Source organism: Lentzea sp. NPDC005914 (genome assembly GCF_040629405.1).
Taxonomy (GTDB): domain Bacteria; phylum Actinomycetota; class Actinomycetes; order Mycobacteriales; family Pseudonocardiaceae; genus Lentzea.
The window spans coordinates 42,024-58,834 of sequence record NZ_JBEXVQ010000029.1 but is presented as its reverse complement, the minus strand read 5'-3'; the positions used below and the strand labels follow the sequence as shown (position 1 = coordinate 58,834).

At 68.1% G+C, this 16,811-nt stretch carries 13 protein-coding genes; 5 read left to right on the top strand and 8 right to left on the bottom strand.

Going from position 1 to position 16,811, the window contains the following annotated elements:
- Positions 1 to 40 precede the first annotated feature (40 nt).
- On the bottom strand, positions 41 to 793 hold the full coding sequence (locus ABZ345_RS33255; RefSeq protein WP_359857578.1) for a maleylpyruvate isomerase family mycothiol-dependent enzyme: 753 nt from the start codon (positions 791 to 793) through the stop codon (positions 41 to 43).
- 226 nt (positions 794 to 1,019) lie between these two features.
- Between ABZ345_RS33255 and uvrA the strand changes: the two genes are divergently transcribed.
- The 3 genes from uvrA to ABZ345_RS33240 all read left to right on the top strand — a co-directional run bounded on the left by uvrA (position 1,020) and on the right by ABZ345_RS33240 (position 4,679).
- Positions 1,020 to 3,899: an excinuclease ABC subunit UvrA gene (gene uvrA, locus ABZ345_RS33250; protein ID WP_359857575.1), complete on the top strand. Its 2,880-nt coding sequence runs from the start codon at positions 1,020 to 1,022 to the stop codon at positions 3,897 to 3,899.
- The gene (locus ABZ345_RS33245; RefSeq protein WP_359857573.1) at positions 3,896 to 4,081 is read left to right on the top strand and encodes a hypothetical protein; all 186 of its coding nucleotides are present in this window, start codon (positions 3,896 to 3,898) and stop codon (positions 4,079 to 4,081) included. Before uvrA ends, ABZ345_RS33245 begins: the two co-directional genes overlap by 4 nt.
- Before the next feature lie 136 nt (positions 4,082 to 4,217).
- A complete protein-coding gene (locus ABZ345_RS33240) occupies positions 4,218 to 4,679 on the top strand; it encodes an SRPBCC family protein (RefSeq protein ID WP_359857570.1) in 462 nt (153 codons plus the stop codon).
- 4 nt (positions 4,680 to 4,683) lie between these two features.
- Here the strand turns inward: ABZ345_RS33240 and ABZ345_RS33235 are convergent, their stop codons facing one another.
- The 3 genes from ABZ345_RS33235 to ABZ345_RS33225 are packed head-to-tail and all read right to left on the bottom strand — an operon-like array spanning position 4,684 to position 7,765.
- The gene (locus ABZ345_RS33235) at positions 4,684 to 5,880 is read right to left on the bottom strand and encodes a hypothetical protein (protein WP_359857567.1); all 1,197 of its coding nucleotides are present in this window, start codon (positions 5,878 to 5,880) and stop codon (positions 4,684 to 4,686) included.
- Entirely contained in the window at positions 5,877 to 7,133 is a 1,257-nt protein-coding gene (locus ABZ345_RS33230) for a VWA domain-containing protein (protein ID WP_359857564.1), read from the bottom strand. Before ABZ345_RS33230 ends, ABZ345_RS33235 begins: the two co-directional genes overlap by 4 nt.
- A gap of 35 nt (positions 7,134 to 7,168) precedes the next feature.
- Positions 7,169 to 7,765, bottom strand: a complete 597-nt coding sequence (locus tag ABZ345_RS33225) for a TetR family transcriptional regulator (protein ID WP_359857562.1) — start codon at positions 7,763 to 7,765, stop codon at positions 7,169 to 7,171.
- A 75-nt stretch (positions 7,766 to 7,840) separates the two neighbouring features.
- Here ABZ345_RS33225 and ABZ345_RS33220 point away from each other — a divergent pair, with 75 nt between their 5' ends.
- Complete coding sequence (locus tag ABZ345_RS33220; RefSeq protein WP_359857559.1) at positions 7,841 to 9,001, top strand: NAD(P)/FAD-dependent oxidoreductase; 1,161 nt, start codon at positions 7,841 to 7,843, stop codon at positions 8,999 to 9,001.
- 71 nt (positions 9,002 to 9,072) lie between these two features.
- Entirely contained in the window at positions 9,073 to 10,227 is a 1,155-nt protein-coding gene (locus ABZ345_RS33215) for a hypothetical protein (RefSeq protein ID WP_359857556.1), read from the top strand.
- Between the two features lie 51 nt (positions 10,228 to 10,278).
- Here ABZ345_RS33215 and ABZ345_RS33210 read toward each other — a convergent pair whose 3' ends face one another.
- The 4 genes from ABZ345_RS33210 to ABZ345_RS33195 all read right to left on the bottom strand — a co-directional run bounded on the left by ABZ345_RS33210 (position 10,279) and on the right by ABZ345_RS33195 (position 16,742).
- Entirely contained in the window at positions 10,279 to 12,363 is a 2,085-nt protein-coding gene (locus tag ABZ345_RS33210) for an alpha-galactosidase (RefSeq protein WP_359857553.1), read from the bottom strand.
- A gap of 98 nt (positions 12,364 to 12,461) precedes the next feature.
- Positions 12,462 to 13,859, bottom strand: coding sequence for a gluconate:H+ symporter (locus ABZ345_RS33205; RefSeq protein ID WP_359857551.1), 1,398 nt, complete (start codon positions 13,857 to 13,859; stop codon positions 12,462 to 12,464).
- Positions 13,856 to 15,439 (bottom strand): D-aminoacylase, encoded by a 1,584-nt coding sequence (locus ABZ345_RS33200; RefSeq protein ID WP_359857548.1) that lies wholly within the window; start codon positions 15,437 to 15,439, stop codon positions 13,856 to 13,858. The genes ABZ345_RS33205 and ABZ345_RS33200 overlap by 4 nt, the downstream gene beginning before the upstream one ends.
- Before the next feature lie 10 nt (positions 15,440 to 15,449).
- Positions 15,450 to 16,742, bottom strand: coding sequence for an amino acid deaminase (locus ABZ345_RS33195; RefSeq protein ID WP_359857545.1), 1,293 nt, complete (start codon positions 16,740 to 16,742; stop codon positions 15,450 to 15,452).
- Positions 16,743 to 16,811: the final 69 nt, after the last annotated feature.

Genomic DNA, 16,811 nt, shown 5'->3' with positions numbered 1-16,811 from the left:
TGACGAAGTTCGTCGAACGGCCCGCGTACCGGTTGCTGACTCAGATCCAGTCGGGCAGCTCCGGCAGCTCACCGCGCAGGCCGGAGCCGTCGGTCCTCCCGGTCAGCCACCCGAGGGCGGCGCTGGCGGACCCGCTGACCGAGCTGCGGTTCGCCGGGCCGCTGACCGTCCAGATGCGCTGAGTGCCGTCGGGCAGCGTGACCTCGATGCCGAACGGGTCGACCCTGCCCTCGAACTGCTTGACGGTGTCGTCGAGGAACTCCTCCACGAACTCGGCGGGCAGGTCCTCGAACCCGACGCCGTGGTTCAGGTCGATGAGGTGGATCCACACCTCGCGCAGCCGGAACAGCGGCACCTTCGACGCCGGGATCGGCTCGCCCTTGGGGGAGCTGACCTCCGCGCGCCACGAGTGCGCCGGCAGCTCACGGCAGGCGTTCTCGAACCGGACGCACGCGGAGTCCAGGTCCGCCTTGATCACCTGCAGGATGCGGCGCGCACCCTCCTCGATGTCGGCGTCGCGATCGGCTCGCGACGCGTAGGCCTGGTGCTCGACCCCGGTTCGCGCCCAGGTGAGCAAGTTCACCAGCGCGTCCGCGTTGCGCGCGAGGTGGGTGATGACGTGTCCGCGGGTCCATCCGGGGAGCAGGCTCTGACCGCGGATCGCGGTCTGGTCCAGCTCCTCGACGACCTCGTACAGCACGTCCGTCGCCTGACGCACCGCGTTGATGTGCCGGTCCGGCACTCCGCGCGGTGCGGGTACGGAGGTGTGCTGCGTGGACGGCGTGTAGGTCATGTGTGCTGCCTCTCCCCGACGTTGAGGCTCTGATCGAAGTGACCAGACTATGAGTAAAGCCTGCTCAGGGGAATGCGATAGCGGCCCGAACCGTTTTTGTCAGGGGCGCGTCCTAGCATGGTCGGCGGGTCGGTCGCAGCCTCTGAAAAGATGCTAGTACGCTTCGAACGCTTGTTCGGAAGAGTGTGGCGTGAGTGACCCGCCAACCGCAGCCGAAGGGACCCCAGTGGCAGACCGTCTTGTTGTTCGCGGCGCCCGCGAGCACAACCTGCGCGGCGTGGATATCGACCTGCCGCGGGACAGCCTGATCGTCTTCACGGGGCTGTCCGGCTCCGGCAAGTCGAGCCTCGCGTTCGACACGATCTTCGCCGAGGGACAGCGCCGCTACGTCGAGTCGCTCTCGGCGTACGCGCGCCAGTTCCTCGGGCAGATGGACAAGCCCGACGTCGACTTCATCGAGGGCCTCTCGCCCGCGGTGTCGATCGACCAGAAGTCGACCAGCCGCAACCCGCGGTCGACCGTCGGCACGATCACCGAGGTCTACGACTACCTGCGCCTGCTCTACGCGCGCGCCGGCAAGCCGCACTGCCCGCAGTGCGGTGAGCCGATCGGCAAGCAGACGCCGCAGGAGATCGTCGACCAGGTGCTCGCGATGGAGCAGGGCACCAAGTTCCAGGTGCTCGCGCCGGTCATCCGCGGCCGCAAGGGCGAGTACGTCGACCTATTCCAGAACCTGCAGGGCCAGGGCTACTCGCGCGCGAAGGTCGACGGCGTCGTCTACGCGCTCGCCGAGGTGCCCAAGCTCAAGAAGCAGGAGAAGCACCACATCGCGGTCGTCATCGACCGCCTGAGCGTCAAGGCGTCGTCCAAGCAGCGCCTCACGGACTCGGTGGAGACGGCGCTGCGGCTGGCCGACGGCCTGGTCGAGCTCGAGTTCGTCGACCTGCCGGAGACGGACCCGAAGCGGATCAGGGGCTTCTCGGAGAACCTGGCGTGCCCCAACGGCCACCCGCTCGCGATCGAGGACCTGGAGCCGCGGTCGTTCTCCTTCAACTCGCCGTACGGCGCGTGCGTGGTCTGCACGGGCATCGGCGTGCGCAAGGAGGTCGACCCGGAGCTCGTGGTCCCGGACGACGAGATGACGCTCGAAGAGGGCGCCATCGCACCGTGGGCCGGCGGGCAGACCGCGGAGTACTTCACGCGCCTGCTGCAGTCGCTCGGCGAGACCATCGGCTTCCGCATGGACCAGCAGTGGCGGCTGCTGCCCGCCAAGGTGCAGAAGGCGATCCTGCACGGCATCGACGAGCAGGTGCACGTCCGGTACAAGAACCGCTACGGCCGTGAGCGCTCCTACTACGCCAACTACGAGGGCGTGATCCCGTTCCTCGAGCGGCGTCAGGAGCAGACCGAGTCCGAGTACATGCGGGAGAAGTACGAGGGCTACATGCGCGAGGTCCCGTGCCCCGCGTGTGCCGGCACCCGGCTGAAGCCCGAGATCCTCGCCGTCACGCTGCACCACGGCAAAAAGGGCGACAAGTCCATCGCCGAGGTCTGCAACATGAGCGTCGCGGAGTGCTCGGACTTCCTCGACGGCCTCAAGCTCGGCAAGCGCGAGTCGATGATCGCGGGCGCGGTGCTCAAGGAGATCCAGGCCCGCCTGCACTTCCTGCTCGACGTGGGGCTCGACTACCTGTCGCTGGACCGAGCGTCCGGCACGCTGTCCGGCGGTGAGGCGCAGCGCATCCGGCTCGCCACGCAGATCGGCAGCGGTCTCGTCGGCGTGCTGTACGTGCTGGACGAGCCGTCGATCGGCCTGCACCAGCGCGACAACCACCGGTTGATCGAGACGCTGACCAGGCTGCGCGACCTCGGCAACACGCTGATCGTCGTCGAACACGACGAGGACACCATCCGCACGTCGGACTGGGTCGTCGACATCGGCCCCGGCGCCGGTGAGCACGGCGGCAAGGTCGTGCACAGCGGCCCGTACAAGAAGCTGCTGACGAACAAGGAGTCGATCACCGGCGCGTACCTGTCGGGGCGCAAGTCGATCCCGATGCCCGCCAAGCGCCGCAAGATCGACAAGAAGCGCCAGCTGACGGTCGTCGGCGCCCGCGAACACAACCTGCGCGGCATCGACGTGTCGTTCCCGCTCGGCACGCTCACGTCGGTCACCGGCGTGTCCGGTTCGGGCAAGTCGACGCTGGTCAACGACATCCTGGCCACCGTGCTCGCGAACAAGCTCAACGGCGCGCGCCAGGTGCCCGGCCGCCACACCCGCATCAACGGCCTGGGCGAGGTCGACAAGCTGGTGCGCGTCGACCAGTCGCCGATCGGCCGCACCCCGCGGTCGAACCCGGCCACCTACACCGGCGTGTTCGACCACGTCCGCAAGCTGTTCGCGGCGACGACCGAGGCGAAGGTCCGCGGCTACCAGCCGGGGCGCTTCTCGTTCAACGTCAAGGGCGGCCGCTGCGAGGCGTGCGCGGGCGACGGCACCATCAAGATCGAGATGAACTTCCTCCCGGACGTCTATGTGCCCTGCGAGGTGTGCAAGGGCGCGCGGTACAACCGCGAGACCCTGGAAGTGCACTACAAGGGCAAGACGATCTCCGAGATCCTCGACATGCCGATCGAGGAGGCCGCGACGTTCTTCGAGCCGATCAACGCCATCTACCGCCACCTGAAGACGCTGGTCGAGGTCGGTCTCGGCTACGTGCGGCTGGGTCAGCCGGCGCCGACGCTGTCCGGTGGTGAGGCGCAACGTGTGAAGCTCGCGTCGGAGCTGCAGAAGCGGTCGACGGGCAAGACGGTCTACATCCTCGACGAGCCCACGACGGGTCTGCACTTCGAGGACATCCGCAAGCTGCTGGGCGTGATCAACGGCTTGGTGGACAAGGGGAACACCGTCATCGTCATCGAGCACAACCTCGACGTCATCAAGACGTCCGACTGGGTCGTCGACATGGGTCCCGAAGGGGGCTCCGGCGGCGGTATGGTCGTAGCAGAGGGCACGCCCGAGCAGATCTCCGAGGTCGAGAAGAGCTACACGGGGCAGTTCTTGCTGCAGGTGCTCGAAAACGAGGAGGTGTCAGCGGCAGGGTGATGATTCCACTCGACGCCCTGGCCCACCGCGAGCGCGCTCTGCAGGCGTCGCGCGGCGAGCCCGTGGCATACCCCATCAACCTCGTAGAGGTGCTCGACTCGTCGGAGCAGGCACTCCGCCGCGTCGCGGCCGTGGGCTGGTTGCGAACCCTCGAACGGCTCCCTCGGCTCCTCGATCGGTAGCGACAGTCAACTCGTGCGGCCTAGTGAGACGCTCAAGTCTCACTGGAGCCGTATGACAGGCCGTGAAGAATTCCCGGTGCTGTGAGATGTGTCGAGAAGCTGTCACCTGAACGAGCTATCCGGGATGATGTCGCCCGTGTCACTCAACCGCTACCGGTTCCGCAGCACGTGGCACGTCTGCGCGTCTCCGGCAGCCGTGTACGACGTGCTGTCCGACATCGCGAACTACCCGCAGTGGTGGCCCGAGGTGCGGTCGGCGACCAGGATCGACGACGAGGCCGGCGTGCTCAGGTGCCGGTCGTTCCTGCCGTTCGACATCATCGTGCAGGTGCGGCACAGCATCGACAACCAGCAGGCCGGCCTGTTGCGCGCGACGCTGTCCGGCGACCTCGAGGGTTTCGCCAGCTGGGAGATCATCGGCCGCGACGGCGGAACCGACCTCGTGTTCGACCAGGAGGTCGTGGTCAACAAGGCCCTGCTGCGGCGGCTCGTGCTGATCGCCAAGCCGTTCTTCCGCGGCAACCACGACCTGATGATGCGCGGCGGCCTCAAGGGCCTGAAGCAGGTTCTCGCGGACCGCGCGGCCAGCGAATCCTGATCTCTTACCGCTGGTAGTCACCGAGCTGCACGACCAGTTTGTCGGTCGTGCGCACGCACTTCTGCGGCACCTGCGAGTGCGCATAACCGTTCTCGTACGGCCATGAGCAGGACCAGTCGCCGGACTGCCAGAACAGGCCCTGACCTTCTGCCTGCCCGGCCTCGATCGCCGCCTTGTAGCGGTCCGCGATGTCGAGGGCGGCGGGGCAGCCGGCTCCGTCCAGGTCGATCACCTTGCTGTCCTGGGTGTCACGGCAGACGACGGGTTCGAAGTTGCACGGGAAGTTCCACGCCTTCCACACGTCCTTCGGCACGTCGCCGCACGGCAGGTCGGTCCCCGAGACGACGTACCGCCACGCGTCGCTCTTGTACTCGAAGACGATGATCAGGTCGTCGGACAGCTTGGGCTCCGTGTTCGCCAGCGCGAGGACATATCGGTCCTGCTGGCACTTCACGTCGAAGTACCGAATCCTGTCGGTCTCCAGCTTGTGCGCCGCCGCGAGCGCTTCGGGGGTCGCCGAGTCGCACGACGAGGTCTTGATCTCCTTCGCCACCAGGTCGGCGGGGACGGAGACCTCCTTCATCGTGGTGACGAGCTCGTCGGAGGTCTTGGTCAGGCGTGGCTGCTGAGCGTCTGCCGCGGCCGCGATCTCGGTGAGCGCCTTGGCCTGCTCCGGGGTCAGCCGGTGGCCGACGAACCGGAAGTCGAGCTTCACGCCGGCTCGCAGCGTGTGCTCCTTGATGATCGCGCGGACCTCGTCAGCGCTCTTGCCGCACGCGTCGGCTTCACCGCGCGCGACCACCACCACGCGGTTCGTCTTGTCGCCGCGGAACGGATAGGTGCGCGCGAAGTCGTCGATCGCGGCGAGAATCCCGCTGAGCAGCGTTGCCTTGCCGCTCGGGGTGATCGACCGGGCCGCGTCGGCGATCTTCGCGGCCTGACCGGTGCCGGGGGAGACGAGCTCCGAGGTGTTCGCGGAGTCGCACGAGCCACCGAACCGGCGCAGCGCCAGCGAGTCGTCGCCGGACATGTTCGACGCCGCGGAGCCGACCGCGTCGGCCACCTCGCGGAAATCAGATGACTCGGAGGCGTCGACGAGGAACGTGGTGCGGTGGTCGGGCGGCAGGAACACCCACAGGCCACCGGTGACCAGCCCCAGCAGCACGACGACCGCGGCCGCCACCAGCATCCAGCGTTTCATCCCGTTCCCCCAGGGCTTTTCGCGCGCAACGAGGTCAGCGCTTCCGTCATCTCCCGCGCCTCGGCGTTGTACGCGTTGGCGGCCTTGGTGTAGACGGCGAGCGGCTCCGTCAGGTTCCGTCCCGAACGGGCTTGGTCGGCCAGCGTGTCGGCGGCCTCGATCACCGCCGCCTGGAGCGTCCGCAGCCTGACTGCCCTGTCCCGCAACCGAACTGCCTCGTCCGAGGTGGTGCGGCCGTCGAGGTCTTTGATCTCGATGTCGACGACGGCGGCCCTGGCCTCGGCCAGCGCGCTGTCCGCGAGGTCGAACCGGCCGCTCTTCAGGGCCTCGGTCGCGGAGTTCAGCTTGTCGACGGTCGGGTTCAGCACGTTCACGACCGACTGCGAGGACCGCAACACCGGCTCGATGGTGGTGAACCAGGCGAGCACGCGCTTCAGGTCTTCCGGCGTGCTCGTGTACGTCGGTTCCTGCGTCTTGAGCTGCCTGGTCAGCTCGTTCAGGCGTTCGTCGTCCTCGTCGCGGACCTGGTAGCCGATGAACCGGAACTCGATGGTCAGCCCGGCGGCCGCGACCCGGTCCCGGATCTGGGCCTGGACGAACTCGTCGTCCGGGTCGCAGGCGTCCTTGCCGTGCCTGGTGACGACGATGATTCGGTTGACCTGCTTGGCTTTCAGCGACAGCGGCGGGGTGAAGTCGTTGACCGCCTCGACGATTCCGCGCTGCAGCGTGGCTTTCGTGCCCTGGCGCACGGACTTCGCCGCGTCGGCGATCTCCTGCCGGTTGCCGGTGCCGAACCCGACGAGCTGCGTGGTGTTCTCGTCGGTGCCGCACTCGCCGCCGAAACTGCGCAGCGACTGGGAGTCGTGCTCGCCCGAGTTGCCGACGACGGTGGTCAACGCGCCTGTGACGCTCGCAAGGTCACCCTCGGCCGCATCGATCAGGAACGTCGTCTTGTAGATGGGCGCGAACATCGGGATAACCCAGCGGAACACGACGAACCCGGTGCCCGCGACCAGAATGGCGACGAGCAGCACGATCAGCAGCCTGCGGACGTTCTTCGGCAGCTCCCAGAACGTGTTCCACTGGCGTGCGTTGTCACCGACGATGACGCCCTTGGCCTTGCCCAGGTGCACTGTGTACTCGGGCTTGGTGTCCGCAGGCGGCTTGAGCTTTCCGTGCGCGCCCTCGATCGCATCGGACGCTGTCGGCGAAAGCTCGTTCGTCGCGTTGACGGACAGCCTGAACTCGTCCATGAAGCTCAAGGTATCGAGTTCGGGTGCGAAAGAAGTCAGCTTCGGCCGGACAGGTGCCTCACCAGCAACGCCAGCTGTTCCGCGTACTTCTCGGCGAACTCGGGCGTCGCGGGGTCCTCGCCGGTGATCTGGCTCGCGGTCTGCCGCAGGGTCAACGGTGCCGCGGCGGCCGCCATGAGCGCCAGCAGCAGCAGACCGGGGTCGAGGTCCGCGGGGAGCTCGCCCTTGGCCTGGCGGTCGCGCATCTGGTCGACCTGGCCGCGCAGGAACGCCTCGTCGGTGGGCGGGCTGTCACCGGCCAGGTTCGACCACGCCCACAGGCGGCCGTGGTCGGTGAGCGTGGTCGCCACGAAACTCGCCAGCACCGTGTCGAGCGGCTGCTCCTCGCTCGCCATCTCGGCCGCCGAGTTGTGCCAGCTCGTCGCGAGCTCCTTGTACAGGCCCTCTTTGCCGCCGAAGTAGTACGAGATCAGCTGCTTGTTCACGCCCGCGCGCGCCGCGATGTCCGTCGTGCGCGTGGCCGCGTACCCCTTCGCGCCGAACTCCGCCGCAGCCGCCTCCAGGATGCGCGCCCGCGTGCGTTCCGGGTCGCGCTTGCGTTCCGAGGCGGTGGGAGAACGGCGTTGATCCACCGTCACAAGGTAGCCGACGGGCTGTTTTCAACCAACGGGTTGACTTAATCAACCTTACGGTTGAAACTGCAGAACATGAGAATCGCAGTGGTGGGCGGAGGAATCGGCGGGCTGTGCCTGGCGCACGGGTTGCGCAAGGCCGGCGTGGACGTGGCGGTGTACGAGCGCGATCTCTCGCGCACGGACCGCCTGCAGGGCTATCGGGTGCACATCAACCCGCACGGCGCCGCGGCTCTGCGGGAGTGCCTGCCCGCGGCGAGCTGGGAACGATTCGAGCGCAGTTGCGGTGGTGGAGGCAACGGATTTGGGTTCTTAACGGAACAGCTCAAGCCGTTGCTGGTGCTGGACCCCGAGGTGGAGCAGCACTACTCGGCGAGCCGGATCACGTTGCGGCAGGTGCTGCTCGACGGGCTGGACGTCCAGTTCGGCAAGCGGTTCGAGCGCTACGAGGAGGGCGACGACATCACGCTGCACTTCGAGGACGGGTCGACCGCCTCGTGCGACGTGCTGGTCGGGGCGGACGGGATCCGGTCGCGGGTGCGGCAGCAGTACCTGCCGCACGCCGGGACCGAGGAGGTCGGGGTCACGGCGATCGCGGGGAAGCTGTTCCTCGACGAGAACGACTGGGTGCCCGCGGAACTGGTGGAGCGTGCGAACTCGATCATTCCGACCGGGCGGGCCGGGATGTTCCTGGCCGCGCACGACGGACTGGGGGTGACCGACAACCCGGACGACCTGTTGTTCGACAACGTGCGTCCCTACCTGATGTGGGCCTACGCGGCGGCGGACCTGACCGTCCACGACGGACTGGAGTTGCGGGAGGCGGTCCTGGCGCGGATCGCGCGGTGGAGCCCGGATCTTCGCCGGATCGTGTCGGCCTCGCCCGCGGACACGATCAGCGAGTGGCGGATCCGGTCGTCGAAGCCGATCGAGCGGTGGCGACCGACTCGGGTGACGTTGCTCGGGGACGCGATCCACGCGATGACGCCGATGAGGGGCATCGGGGCCAACGTCGCACTGCGGGACGCGCAGCTGCTCGCGCGGTGCATCGGCGAGGGCGGCGACGCCGTGGCCAGGTACGAGGCCGAGATGTACGAGTACGGGTTCGCCGCGGTGCGCGACTCGCTGCGGGCGGCGAAGCAGTTCGCCGACGGTGGGCCGGTGGCGCGGACGATCTTCAAGACCGTGCTGAGGACCGCGAGCGCCGTGCCCGCGTTGAAGCGCGCGATGTTCTGAAAAAAGATTGAACCGAACTGGCGTGCCCTACGTGTGCTGGGCGTTGGAGGGCACTAGCCAGGAGGTTCGAGATGATCCGCAAGAGCGTTGCGGTCGTCGTGCTGGGGTTGGTCTCGTTGACCGCTTGCGCCGGCACGCCGGAGAGCAAGCCGGTGGCTCAGCAGCGGGAAAGCGTTGTGGCGCTGACCGTCGCGGAGATCGACGACCTGGGGCCGGTGGTCACCGATGTCAACGGGTTCACGCTCTACCGGTTCGACGGCGACAAGCCCGGCGAGTCCACTTGCGACGGTGAGTGCGCCGCGACCTGGCCTCCCGCAACGGTTGCCGACGAGAACTTCACGGCCACCGGGGTGGACAAGATCGGCTCCATCGTCCGCAGGGACGGGTCCCGGCAGCTGACCGTCGACGGGATGCCCCAGTACCGGTTCGCCAAGGACACCAAGCCCGGCGAGACCAAGGGCCAGGGCCTGCAGGGGAAGTGGTTCGCCACCGGCAAGAGCGGCGAACGCACCAGGCTCGCCGCCAGGACGGGTGTCATCGCGGGCCTCGGCGCGGTGCTGACCAACGACGCCGGGCTCACGTTGTACCGGTTCGACGGGGACACGGCGCAGCCTTCAGCGTCCAATTGCGACGGTGGCTGTGCCGAGTCGTGGCCGCCGGTCTACGTCGAGGGCGAGCAGCCGCGCGTGAAGGGCGTCGACCCGAAGTTGCTGGGGATGATCACCCGCAAGGACGGCAAGAAGCAGCTGACGGTCGCGAACTGGCCGCAGTACACGTTCAAGAACGACACCAAGCCCGGTGAGGCCAAGGGCGTGACCGTGCCCAAGTGGTTCGCCACGGCCATCGATGGCAAGAAGGCCCAGCAGAACAAGGCGATCGCGCTGACCAGCGCGACCGTGAAGGATCTCGGCGTCGTCGCCACCGACAAGGACGGCATGACGCTCTACCGGTTCGACGACGACTCCGCGAACCCGCCGGTGAGCAACTGCTCCGGCGCGTGCGCGGCGCAATGGCCGCCCGCTTACGTCGGCGAGGGTTTCCAGGTGCAGGGCGTGGATTCCTCGCTAGTGGGGACGATCGAGCGGGACGGGAAGAAGCAGCTCACCATCGCAGGATCGCCGCAGTACCTCTTCTCAGGTGACAAGGTCTGCGGTGATGCCAACGGACAGGGCGTTGGCGGCAAGTGGTGGGCTACTCGGGCCGACGGAAGTCGGGCCGGCAAGTAACAGGTAAGAGGGAGAGCCCCGGCGGGAACTTCTCGCCGGGGCTTCACACCGTCAGCGCAACCGCATGAGGATCGCCTGCTCCGGCTCGAGCACCGGGAGCTGGATCCCGACGTCCGCGAGCGCCGAGCCGGGCAACGAGACCGGCTCCCACGTCCCCTCCCGCCCGATCAGCCTCGGCAGACCGGCGGGCGCGTCGAACGACAGCCGGTACGTCCGCGTGCGGTCGAGGCCGGGGAAGCGCACCCGTGCCGGCCTGTGCTGCACCGAAGTCGCGATCTGCGCGTAGCAGAACAGCGCCTCGGACCGGTCGGCGGCGACCACGCCGTGCACCCACGCGGCCGGGTCCGGGTGGTCGGAATGCACCGAGACACCGCTGTGCACCAGGGAGCGCACGTCCTTGTAGTACTCGATCGCCGCCTGCAGGCCCGCGCGCTCGTCGTCGGTCGCCGAGTTGATGTCCCACTCGATGCCGAAGTGCCCGAACATCGCTGTGGCCACCCGGAACGACAGGTCGTGCACCCGGCCGGTGGTGTGCGAGTGGGTCGGGCCGACGTGCGCGCCCATCAGCTCCGGCGGCAGGAACACGCCGGTCCAGCGCTGGATCAGCTGGCGTTCCAGGGCGTCGTTGCAGTCGGAGGTCCACACGCGGTCGGTGCGCGAGAGCACGCCGAGGTCGATCCGGGAGCCGCCGGACGAGCAGCTCTCGATCTCCACGTGCGGGTGCCGCAGCCGCAGTTCGTCGAGGAGCCGGTAGTACGCCTCGGTCTGGTCGTGCACCCGTGAAGCGATCAGGTCGCGGTTGTGGTCCCACTTCACGAACGCGATGTCGTTGTCGGACAACACGGACGAGACGCGGTCGAGGATGTACGCGTAGGCCTCGGGATGCGCGATGTTCAGCACCTGCTGGTTGCGCCACGACGGCGGCAGCACGCCGGGACGAGGGCCGAGCACCCAGTCCGGGTGGGCGCGGTAGAGGTCGGAGTCCGTGTTGATCATCTCGGGTTCGAACCACAACCCGAACTCCATGCCCAGCGAGCGGACGTGCTTGATCAGCGGGGTGAGGCCGTCGGGCCACACGGTCTCGTCCACGTACCAGTCGCCGAGGCCGGCGGTGTCGTCGCGGCGGTGGCGGAACCAGCCGTCGTCGAGCACGAACCGCTCGACACCGATGTCCGCGGCGGTGTCGGCGAGCGACGTCAGCCGTGCGAGATCGTGGTCGAAGTAGACGGCTTCCCACGTGTTGAGCACGACGGGGCGGGGGCGCAGCGAACGCTCGCGCAGCTGACGGTGGAAAGCCGCGCTGATGCCGTCGATGCCCTCCGAGGAGTAGGCCGCGTACAGCCATGGCGACTCGTACGTCTCGCCGGGCGCCAGGATGATCTCGCCGGGCAGCAACAGCTCTCCGCCACCCAGGACGGGGGTCGAGTCGGGGAAGTTCTCCGCGTACGTGACGTGGTTGCCGCTCCACGCGACGTGCAGCGCCCACACCTCACCGGAGCGGAACGAGAACCCCGGCGTCCCGGCGAGCAGCCCGATGGTCGCGTCGGGCCCGGTGCGGCCACGGCGGTTCTCCCGCACCCAGGTGCCGTAGGAGAACGGGTGCCGTTGCGGCGAGCGTTCGCGCGCCCAGCGGCCGGTGAAGTCGAGCAGTTCGGTGGCGTGAGAGGGCGTGGGAAGCGCGGTCTCCAGCGCTTCGAGCGCATACGGGGCAGAGCCGTCGTTGCGAACGGTGTGCCGCAGCCGGAGCATCCCGGACGGCGCCAGTTCCACCACACCGGTCACCGTCAGCTCGGCGGCCGAATCCTCGGCCGTGTAACGGAAGATCGAGTCCTCGGCCGAGTGCGACGTCACCGTCAGAGCGGGCGCGAAGTGCTCACCGCCGCGGTGCCCGCGCAGGCCGGGGCGGCCGGAGTGCCCCGCGGCCGCGTCCGGTAGCAGTGCGAGTTTGACGACGTGGTCGGGTGAGCTGTTGGGGATGGTGCCGGTCACCACGTCGGCCAGGGCGCGCAGGGCGTCCTGGCCGACGTCGCCGAGCGTTCGTCCCCAGTGGGTGACGACCGGCAGGCCGGTGCTCTCGAGGTTGATGACGACGCTGGAGGTGTCGTCGTGCAGGTGCACGACCTCCGTGTTGTTCATGCGGGCCCCGTCCACATCAAACACAAATGAACATTGCGCCGATCCTGTGATGCGGGGCTCGCGTTGTCAAGCGTTCGAACTTGTTGAGTTGTGTCCGATCAGACAACCAGGCTGAGCAGCGCGGCGGCCACGAAACCGACCACCGAGAGGATGGTTTCGAGGACCGTCCACGACTGCAGCGTCTCCTTGACGGACAGCCCGAAGTACCGCGAAACGATCCAGAACCCGCCGTCGTTGACGTGCGAGGCGATGATCGAGCCGGACGCGATGGCCATGACGATCAACGCCAGCTGCGGCTGCGAGTAGTTCAGGTCCGCCAGCACCGGTGCCACGATGCCCGCGGTCGTCACGATCGCGACGGTCGCGGAGCCCTGGGCGATGCGGATGACGCAGCTGATCACGTACGCCAGCGCGATCACCGGCAGCCCGAGGTCCGAAAGTTCGCCGGCCAGGGTCTTGCCGATGCCGGTCGCGGCCAGCACGGCGCCGAAGAAGCCGCCGGCACCGACCACGAGCAGGATCATCGCGACCGGGCGCAGTGACGCGCCCGCCATCTCCGCGATCTTGTCCCGCGTCATGCCGCGCCGGAAACCCAGCAGCCAGAACGCGAGCAGGACGGCGATCGTCAACGCCACGGCCGGTGTGCCGAAGAACGTCGCGACCGAGTACGGCCGCGATCCCTTCTGCAGCAGGATCGAGCCGAACGTGCCGGCGAGGATCAGCACCAGCGGCAGGCCGATGATCGAGAGCACCAGGCCCAGCGACGGCGGCTCGCGGTCACCGTTCTCGGCGCGGGCAGCTTCGGCCGCGACCAGCATCTCCTCGGGCACCGGCACGTTGATTCGCTTGCCGATCCAGTACGAGTACAGGACACCGCCGACGAACCACGACGGGATCGCCACCGCGAGACCCATGATGATGATCCAGCCGAGCGACACCTTCAGCAGACCGGCCGCCGCCACCGGTCCTGGGTGAGGCGGCATGAACGCGTGCATGACCGAGAGACCTGCCAGCAACGGCATGCTGAACAGCACGATCGACTTGCCGCTGCGCTTGGCCGCCACGTAGACGAGCGGCGCCAGCACGAAGATGCCGATGTCGAAGAAGACCGGCACGCCGAAGATCAAGCCGGCGAGACCGATCGCGACCGGCGCCCGCTTCTCGCCGAACGCCTGCATCAGCTTGTCCATCAGCACCTGCGCACCGCCGGACGCTTCCAGGATCGCGCCGAGCAGCGTGCCGAGACCGATGATCGCGGCGATGTGGCCGAGGATGCCGCCGAAGCCCTTCTCCAGCAACGAGTCCGAGGCCTTCTGCGCCGACCCGACCAGCGTCTCCGTCGGAACGCCCGCCGCCAGGGCGACGAGCAGCGCCACGATGATCAACGCGATGAACGGCTCGACCTTGACCTTGATGATGAGCAGCAGCAGCACCGCGATGCTGACTACCGCGAGGGTGAGCAAGCCCCCTGTTGAGTGTTGCAACCAGTCGATCACGGGCGGCTCCTGAGTGAATGGCCTGGCAATGCGCCGGTGGCGGTTCCGTCATCGATTACCGTCACCCCGTTGCAGAACACGTACGGGATGCCGGCGGCCTGCTGCCGAGGCTGGTCGAACGTCGCCGTGTCGGCGATCGTCGAGGCGTCGAACAGCACCAGGTCGGCCGCATAGCCCTCGCGGACCAGACCTCGGTCGGTGAGCCGCAAACGCCGGGCGGCACGGCCGGTGAGGTGCTCGACGCACTCCTCCAGGCTCAGCACGCCCAGTTCGCGGACGTAGCGCGCGAAGTAGCGGGGGAACGTGCCCCACGCGCGCGGGTGCGGCCGGTCGCCGACGAGCAGGCCGTCGCTGCCGCCCGTGTGCGCCGGATGCTTCATGATCGCCTGCACGTTCTCCTCGTGGCCCACGTGCATGAGGCACGAGGTACCCAGGCGTTCGTCGGCCAGCACGTCGAAGTACAGGTCGGCCGGATTGCGTCCCAGCCTCGCGGCCGACTGCAGGACGCTGGCGCCGACCAGGTGCGCGTTGCGCTCGTTGCGCACACCGTTGATCTCGATGGAGTCCCAGTCGACCGGTACGCCGTGGCACCCGTCCGAGCCGATCTCCTCGATCTCCTCGCGGATGCGCTCACGGGTGTCCACATCGGACAAGCTTGCCAGCGCGCGTTCCGGACCGCCTTCCGTCGCCCACGACGGCAGCAGGGCGCTCAAGTACGTCGCGCCTGGCAGGTACGGATAGGTGTCCAGCGAGATGTCGGCACCGTTCGCCATGGCGTCGTCCAGCAACGCGAGCAGCTCGGGTGCTTTGCCCTTGTTGACCGGGAAGTTCATCGTGGCGTGCGCGAGGTGCAGCGGGCAGCCGGATCTCTTCGACACGTCCACCATCTCGGCGTACGCCTCCAACGCACCCGCGCCGTAACTGCGGTGGTGCGGGCTGTAGAAGCCGCCGTGCTGCCCGACGACCTCGCAGAGCTGCACGAGCTCGGACGTGTCCGCGTACATGCCCGGCGTGTAGGTGAGCCCGGACGACATGCCCATCGCGCCCTCGGAGAGCGACTGCGCGAGAACGGACTTCATGCTGTCCATCTCGGACTCGGTCGGCGGGCGGTCGTCCCAGCCGACCACCAGCATCCGCAGAGTTCCCTGCGGCACGAGATAGGCGGCGTTGACGGCGATGCCCTGGTCGAGACGGTCGAGGTACTCCCCGACCGAGCGCCAGTTCCAGTCGAAGCCCGCCGGGTCGTCGTTCCACCCGGCGAGCTGGCCGCGCAACGTCGCGAGCACCTCGTCGTTGACCGGCGCGTACGACAGGCCGTCCTGGCCGAGCACCTCGGTCGTGACGCCCTGCGAGACCTTCGCCAGGTGGTCGGGTTCGGCCAGGACGCGCAGGTCGGAGTGCGAGTGCATGTCGATGAACCCCGGCGCGAGCACCAGGCCGTCCGCGTCGATCGACCGAGTCGCGCTCAGCCCGTGCCCGATCTCCGCGATCACGCCGTCCTTGATGGCCACGTCCGCGCGGTAGGCGGGCGTGCCGGTGCCGTCGGCGATCAGTGGTCCGCGCAGGACGACGTCGTCCATCGGTGCACTCCTAGAAGTAGGTGCGGATGAGGTCGACCACGGTCGTGCCCTCGACGACCGGGATGAGCTGCCACTTGTCGAACACCGTGCAGGGGTGGGAAAGCCCGAGCCCGACCCAGTCGCCGACCCGGACCGTGGCCTCGGCGCCGAGCTGGAGGAACGCGTGCTGGTCGTTCAACGCGGACACCCGAGCCTGGGTCAGCGGCGCGATCGCACCGTCACGGCGGCGGATCAGCTGCGGCTCCGGCAGGCCCTCGTCGAACGACGCGTCGCGCTTGCCGATCGTCAGCAACGCCAGGTCGCGCTGCGGCCGTGACGTCACCTGAGCCCACGCTCGCAAAGCTGACCGGAACGGCTCCACGCCGTCGATCCGGGCGAACGGCGAGATCCCGCGGTAGAAGCCGTCGTCGTGCGTGATGTACGCGCCACTGCGCAGCACGGGGGTCACCGGCACCGGCCACGGCTGGCTCAGCGTCGCCGCCACCTGGTCGAAGTACGCGCTGCCACCCGCGGTGACGATCACCGAGTCCAGCTCGTCGAGCATCCCCGCGTCGGCCATGCGCAGCACCAACGTCCGCAGGTCGGCCAGATAACGGTCCACAATGGACTGCGACGACTCGGAGGCGTCGTGCGCCAGGGCACCTTCGTAACCGGAGACGCCGGCCAGTCGCAGGACCGGGCTCTGGTCCACGGCCCGTGCCACGGACAGCGCCGTCTCCAGGTCGCGCGCACCGGTCCGGCCGCCGGGAGCGCCGAGCTCGACCAGCACGTCGACCGGCCGTGACGGTTGCAGCTCCTGCAGCGTCTCGCTCATCAACGCGACCCCGGCCTCGGAGTCCGCCCAGCAGCTGAACTCGAAGCGCGGGTCGTGGTCCAGTTCGGTGACCAGCCACCGCAGCGCGGCCGGGTCGAGCAGCTGGTTCGCCAGCAGGATCCGCGACAGGCCGAACGCCCGGTAGACGCGCAACTGCGACGCGTTGGCGGCCGTGATGCCCCAGACGCCGTGCTCGATCTGCCGCTGGAACAACTGGGGCGCCATCGTCGTCTTGCCGTGCGGCGCGAGCTTGACGCCGTGGTTGTCACACCACTTGGACATCGTCGTCAGGTTGTGCGTCAACGCGTCCGCGTCCAGCACGACGAGCGGCCCGACGAACTCGTCGGCGAAGAGGTCCAGCCGCCGGTCGGCGACCTCGCCGATGGTCGAGCCGAAGGTGCTCGACGGCAGGCCCTTGAACCGCCAGCTGACCCGTTCCTGCCTGATGTCGGCGACGGCCGAGAGGTCCATCTCCATCAGATGTTGCATATTTTGCAACTCCCATTGCGCGATGTGATGCTGGAGTGTGTAGCATTCGGTAGCGCCGCCGTCAACGAA

Coding starts and splice junctions, on each gene's coding strand:
- ABZ345_RS33255 (WP_359857578.1), bottom strand. CDS start 793: ATGACCTACACGCCGTCCACGCAGCACACCTCCGTACCCGCACCGCGC.
- ABZ345_RS33235 (WP_359857567.1), bottom strand. CDS start 5,880: ATGAAACGCTGGATGCTGGTGGCGGCCGCGGTCGTCGTGCTGCTGGGG.
- ABZ345_RS33230 (WP_359857564.1), bottom strand. CDS start 7,133: ATGGACGAGTTCAGGCTGTCCGTCAACGCGACGAACGAGCTTTCGCCG.
- ABZ345_RS33220 (WP_359857559.1), top strand. CDS start 7,841: ATGAGAATCGCAGTGGTGGGCGGAGGAATCGGCGGGCTGTGCCTGGCG.
- ABZ345_RS33215 (WP_359857556.1), top strand. CDS start 9,073: ATGATCCGCAAGAGCGTTGCGGTCGTCGTGCTGGGGTTGGTCTCGTTG.
- ABZ345_RS33210 (WP_359857553.1), bottom strand. CDS start 12,363: ATGAACAACACGGAGGTCGTGCACCTGCACGACGACACCTCCAGCGTC.
- ABZ345_RS33200 (WP_359857548.1), bottom strand. CDS start 15,439: ATGGACGACGTCGTCCTGCGCGGACCACTGATCGCCGACGGCACCGGC.
- ABZ345_RS33195 (WP_359857545.1), bottom strand. CDS start 16,742: ATGCAACATCTGATGGAGATGGACCTCTCGGCCGTCGCCGACATCAGG.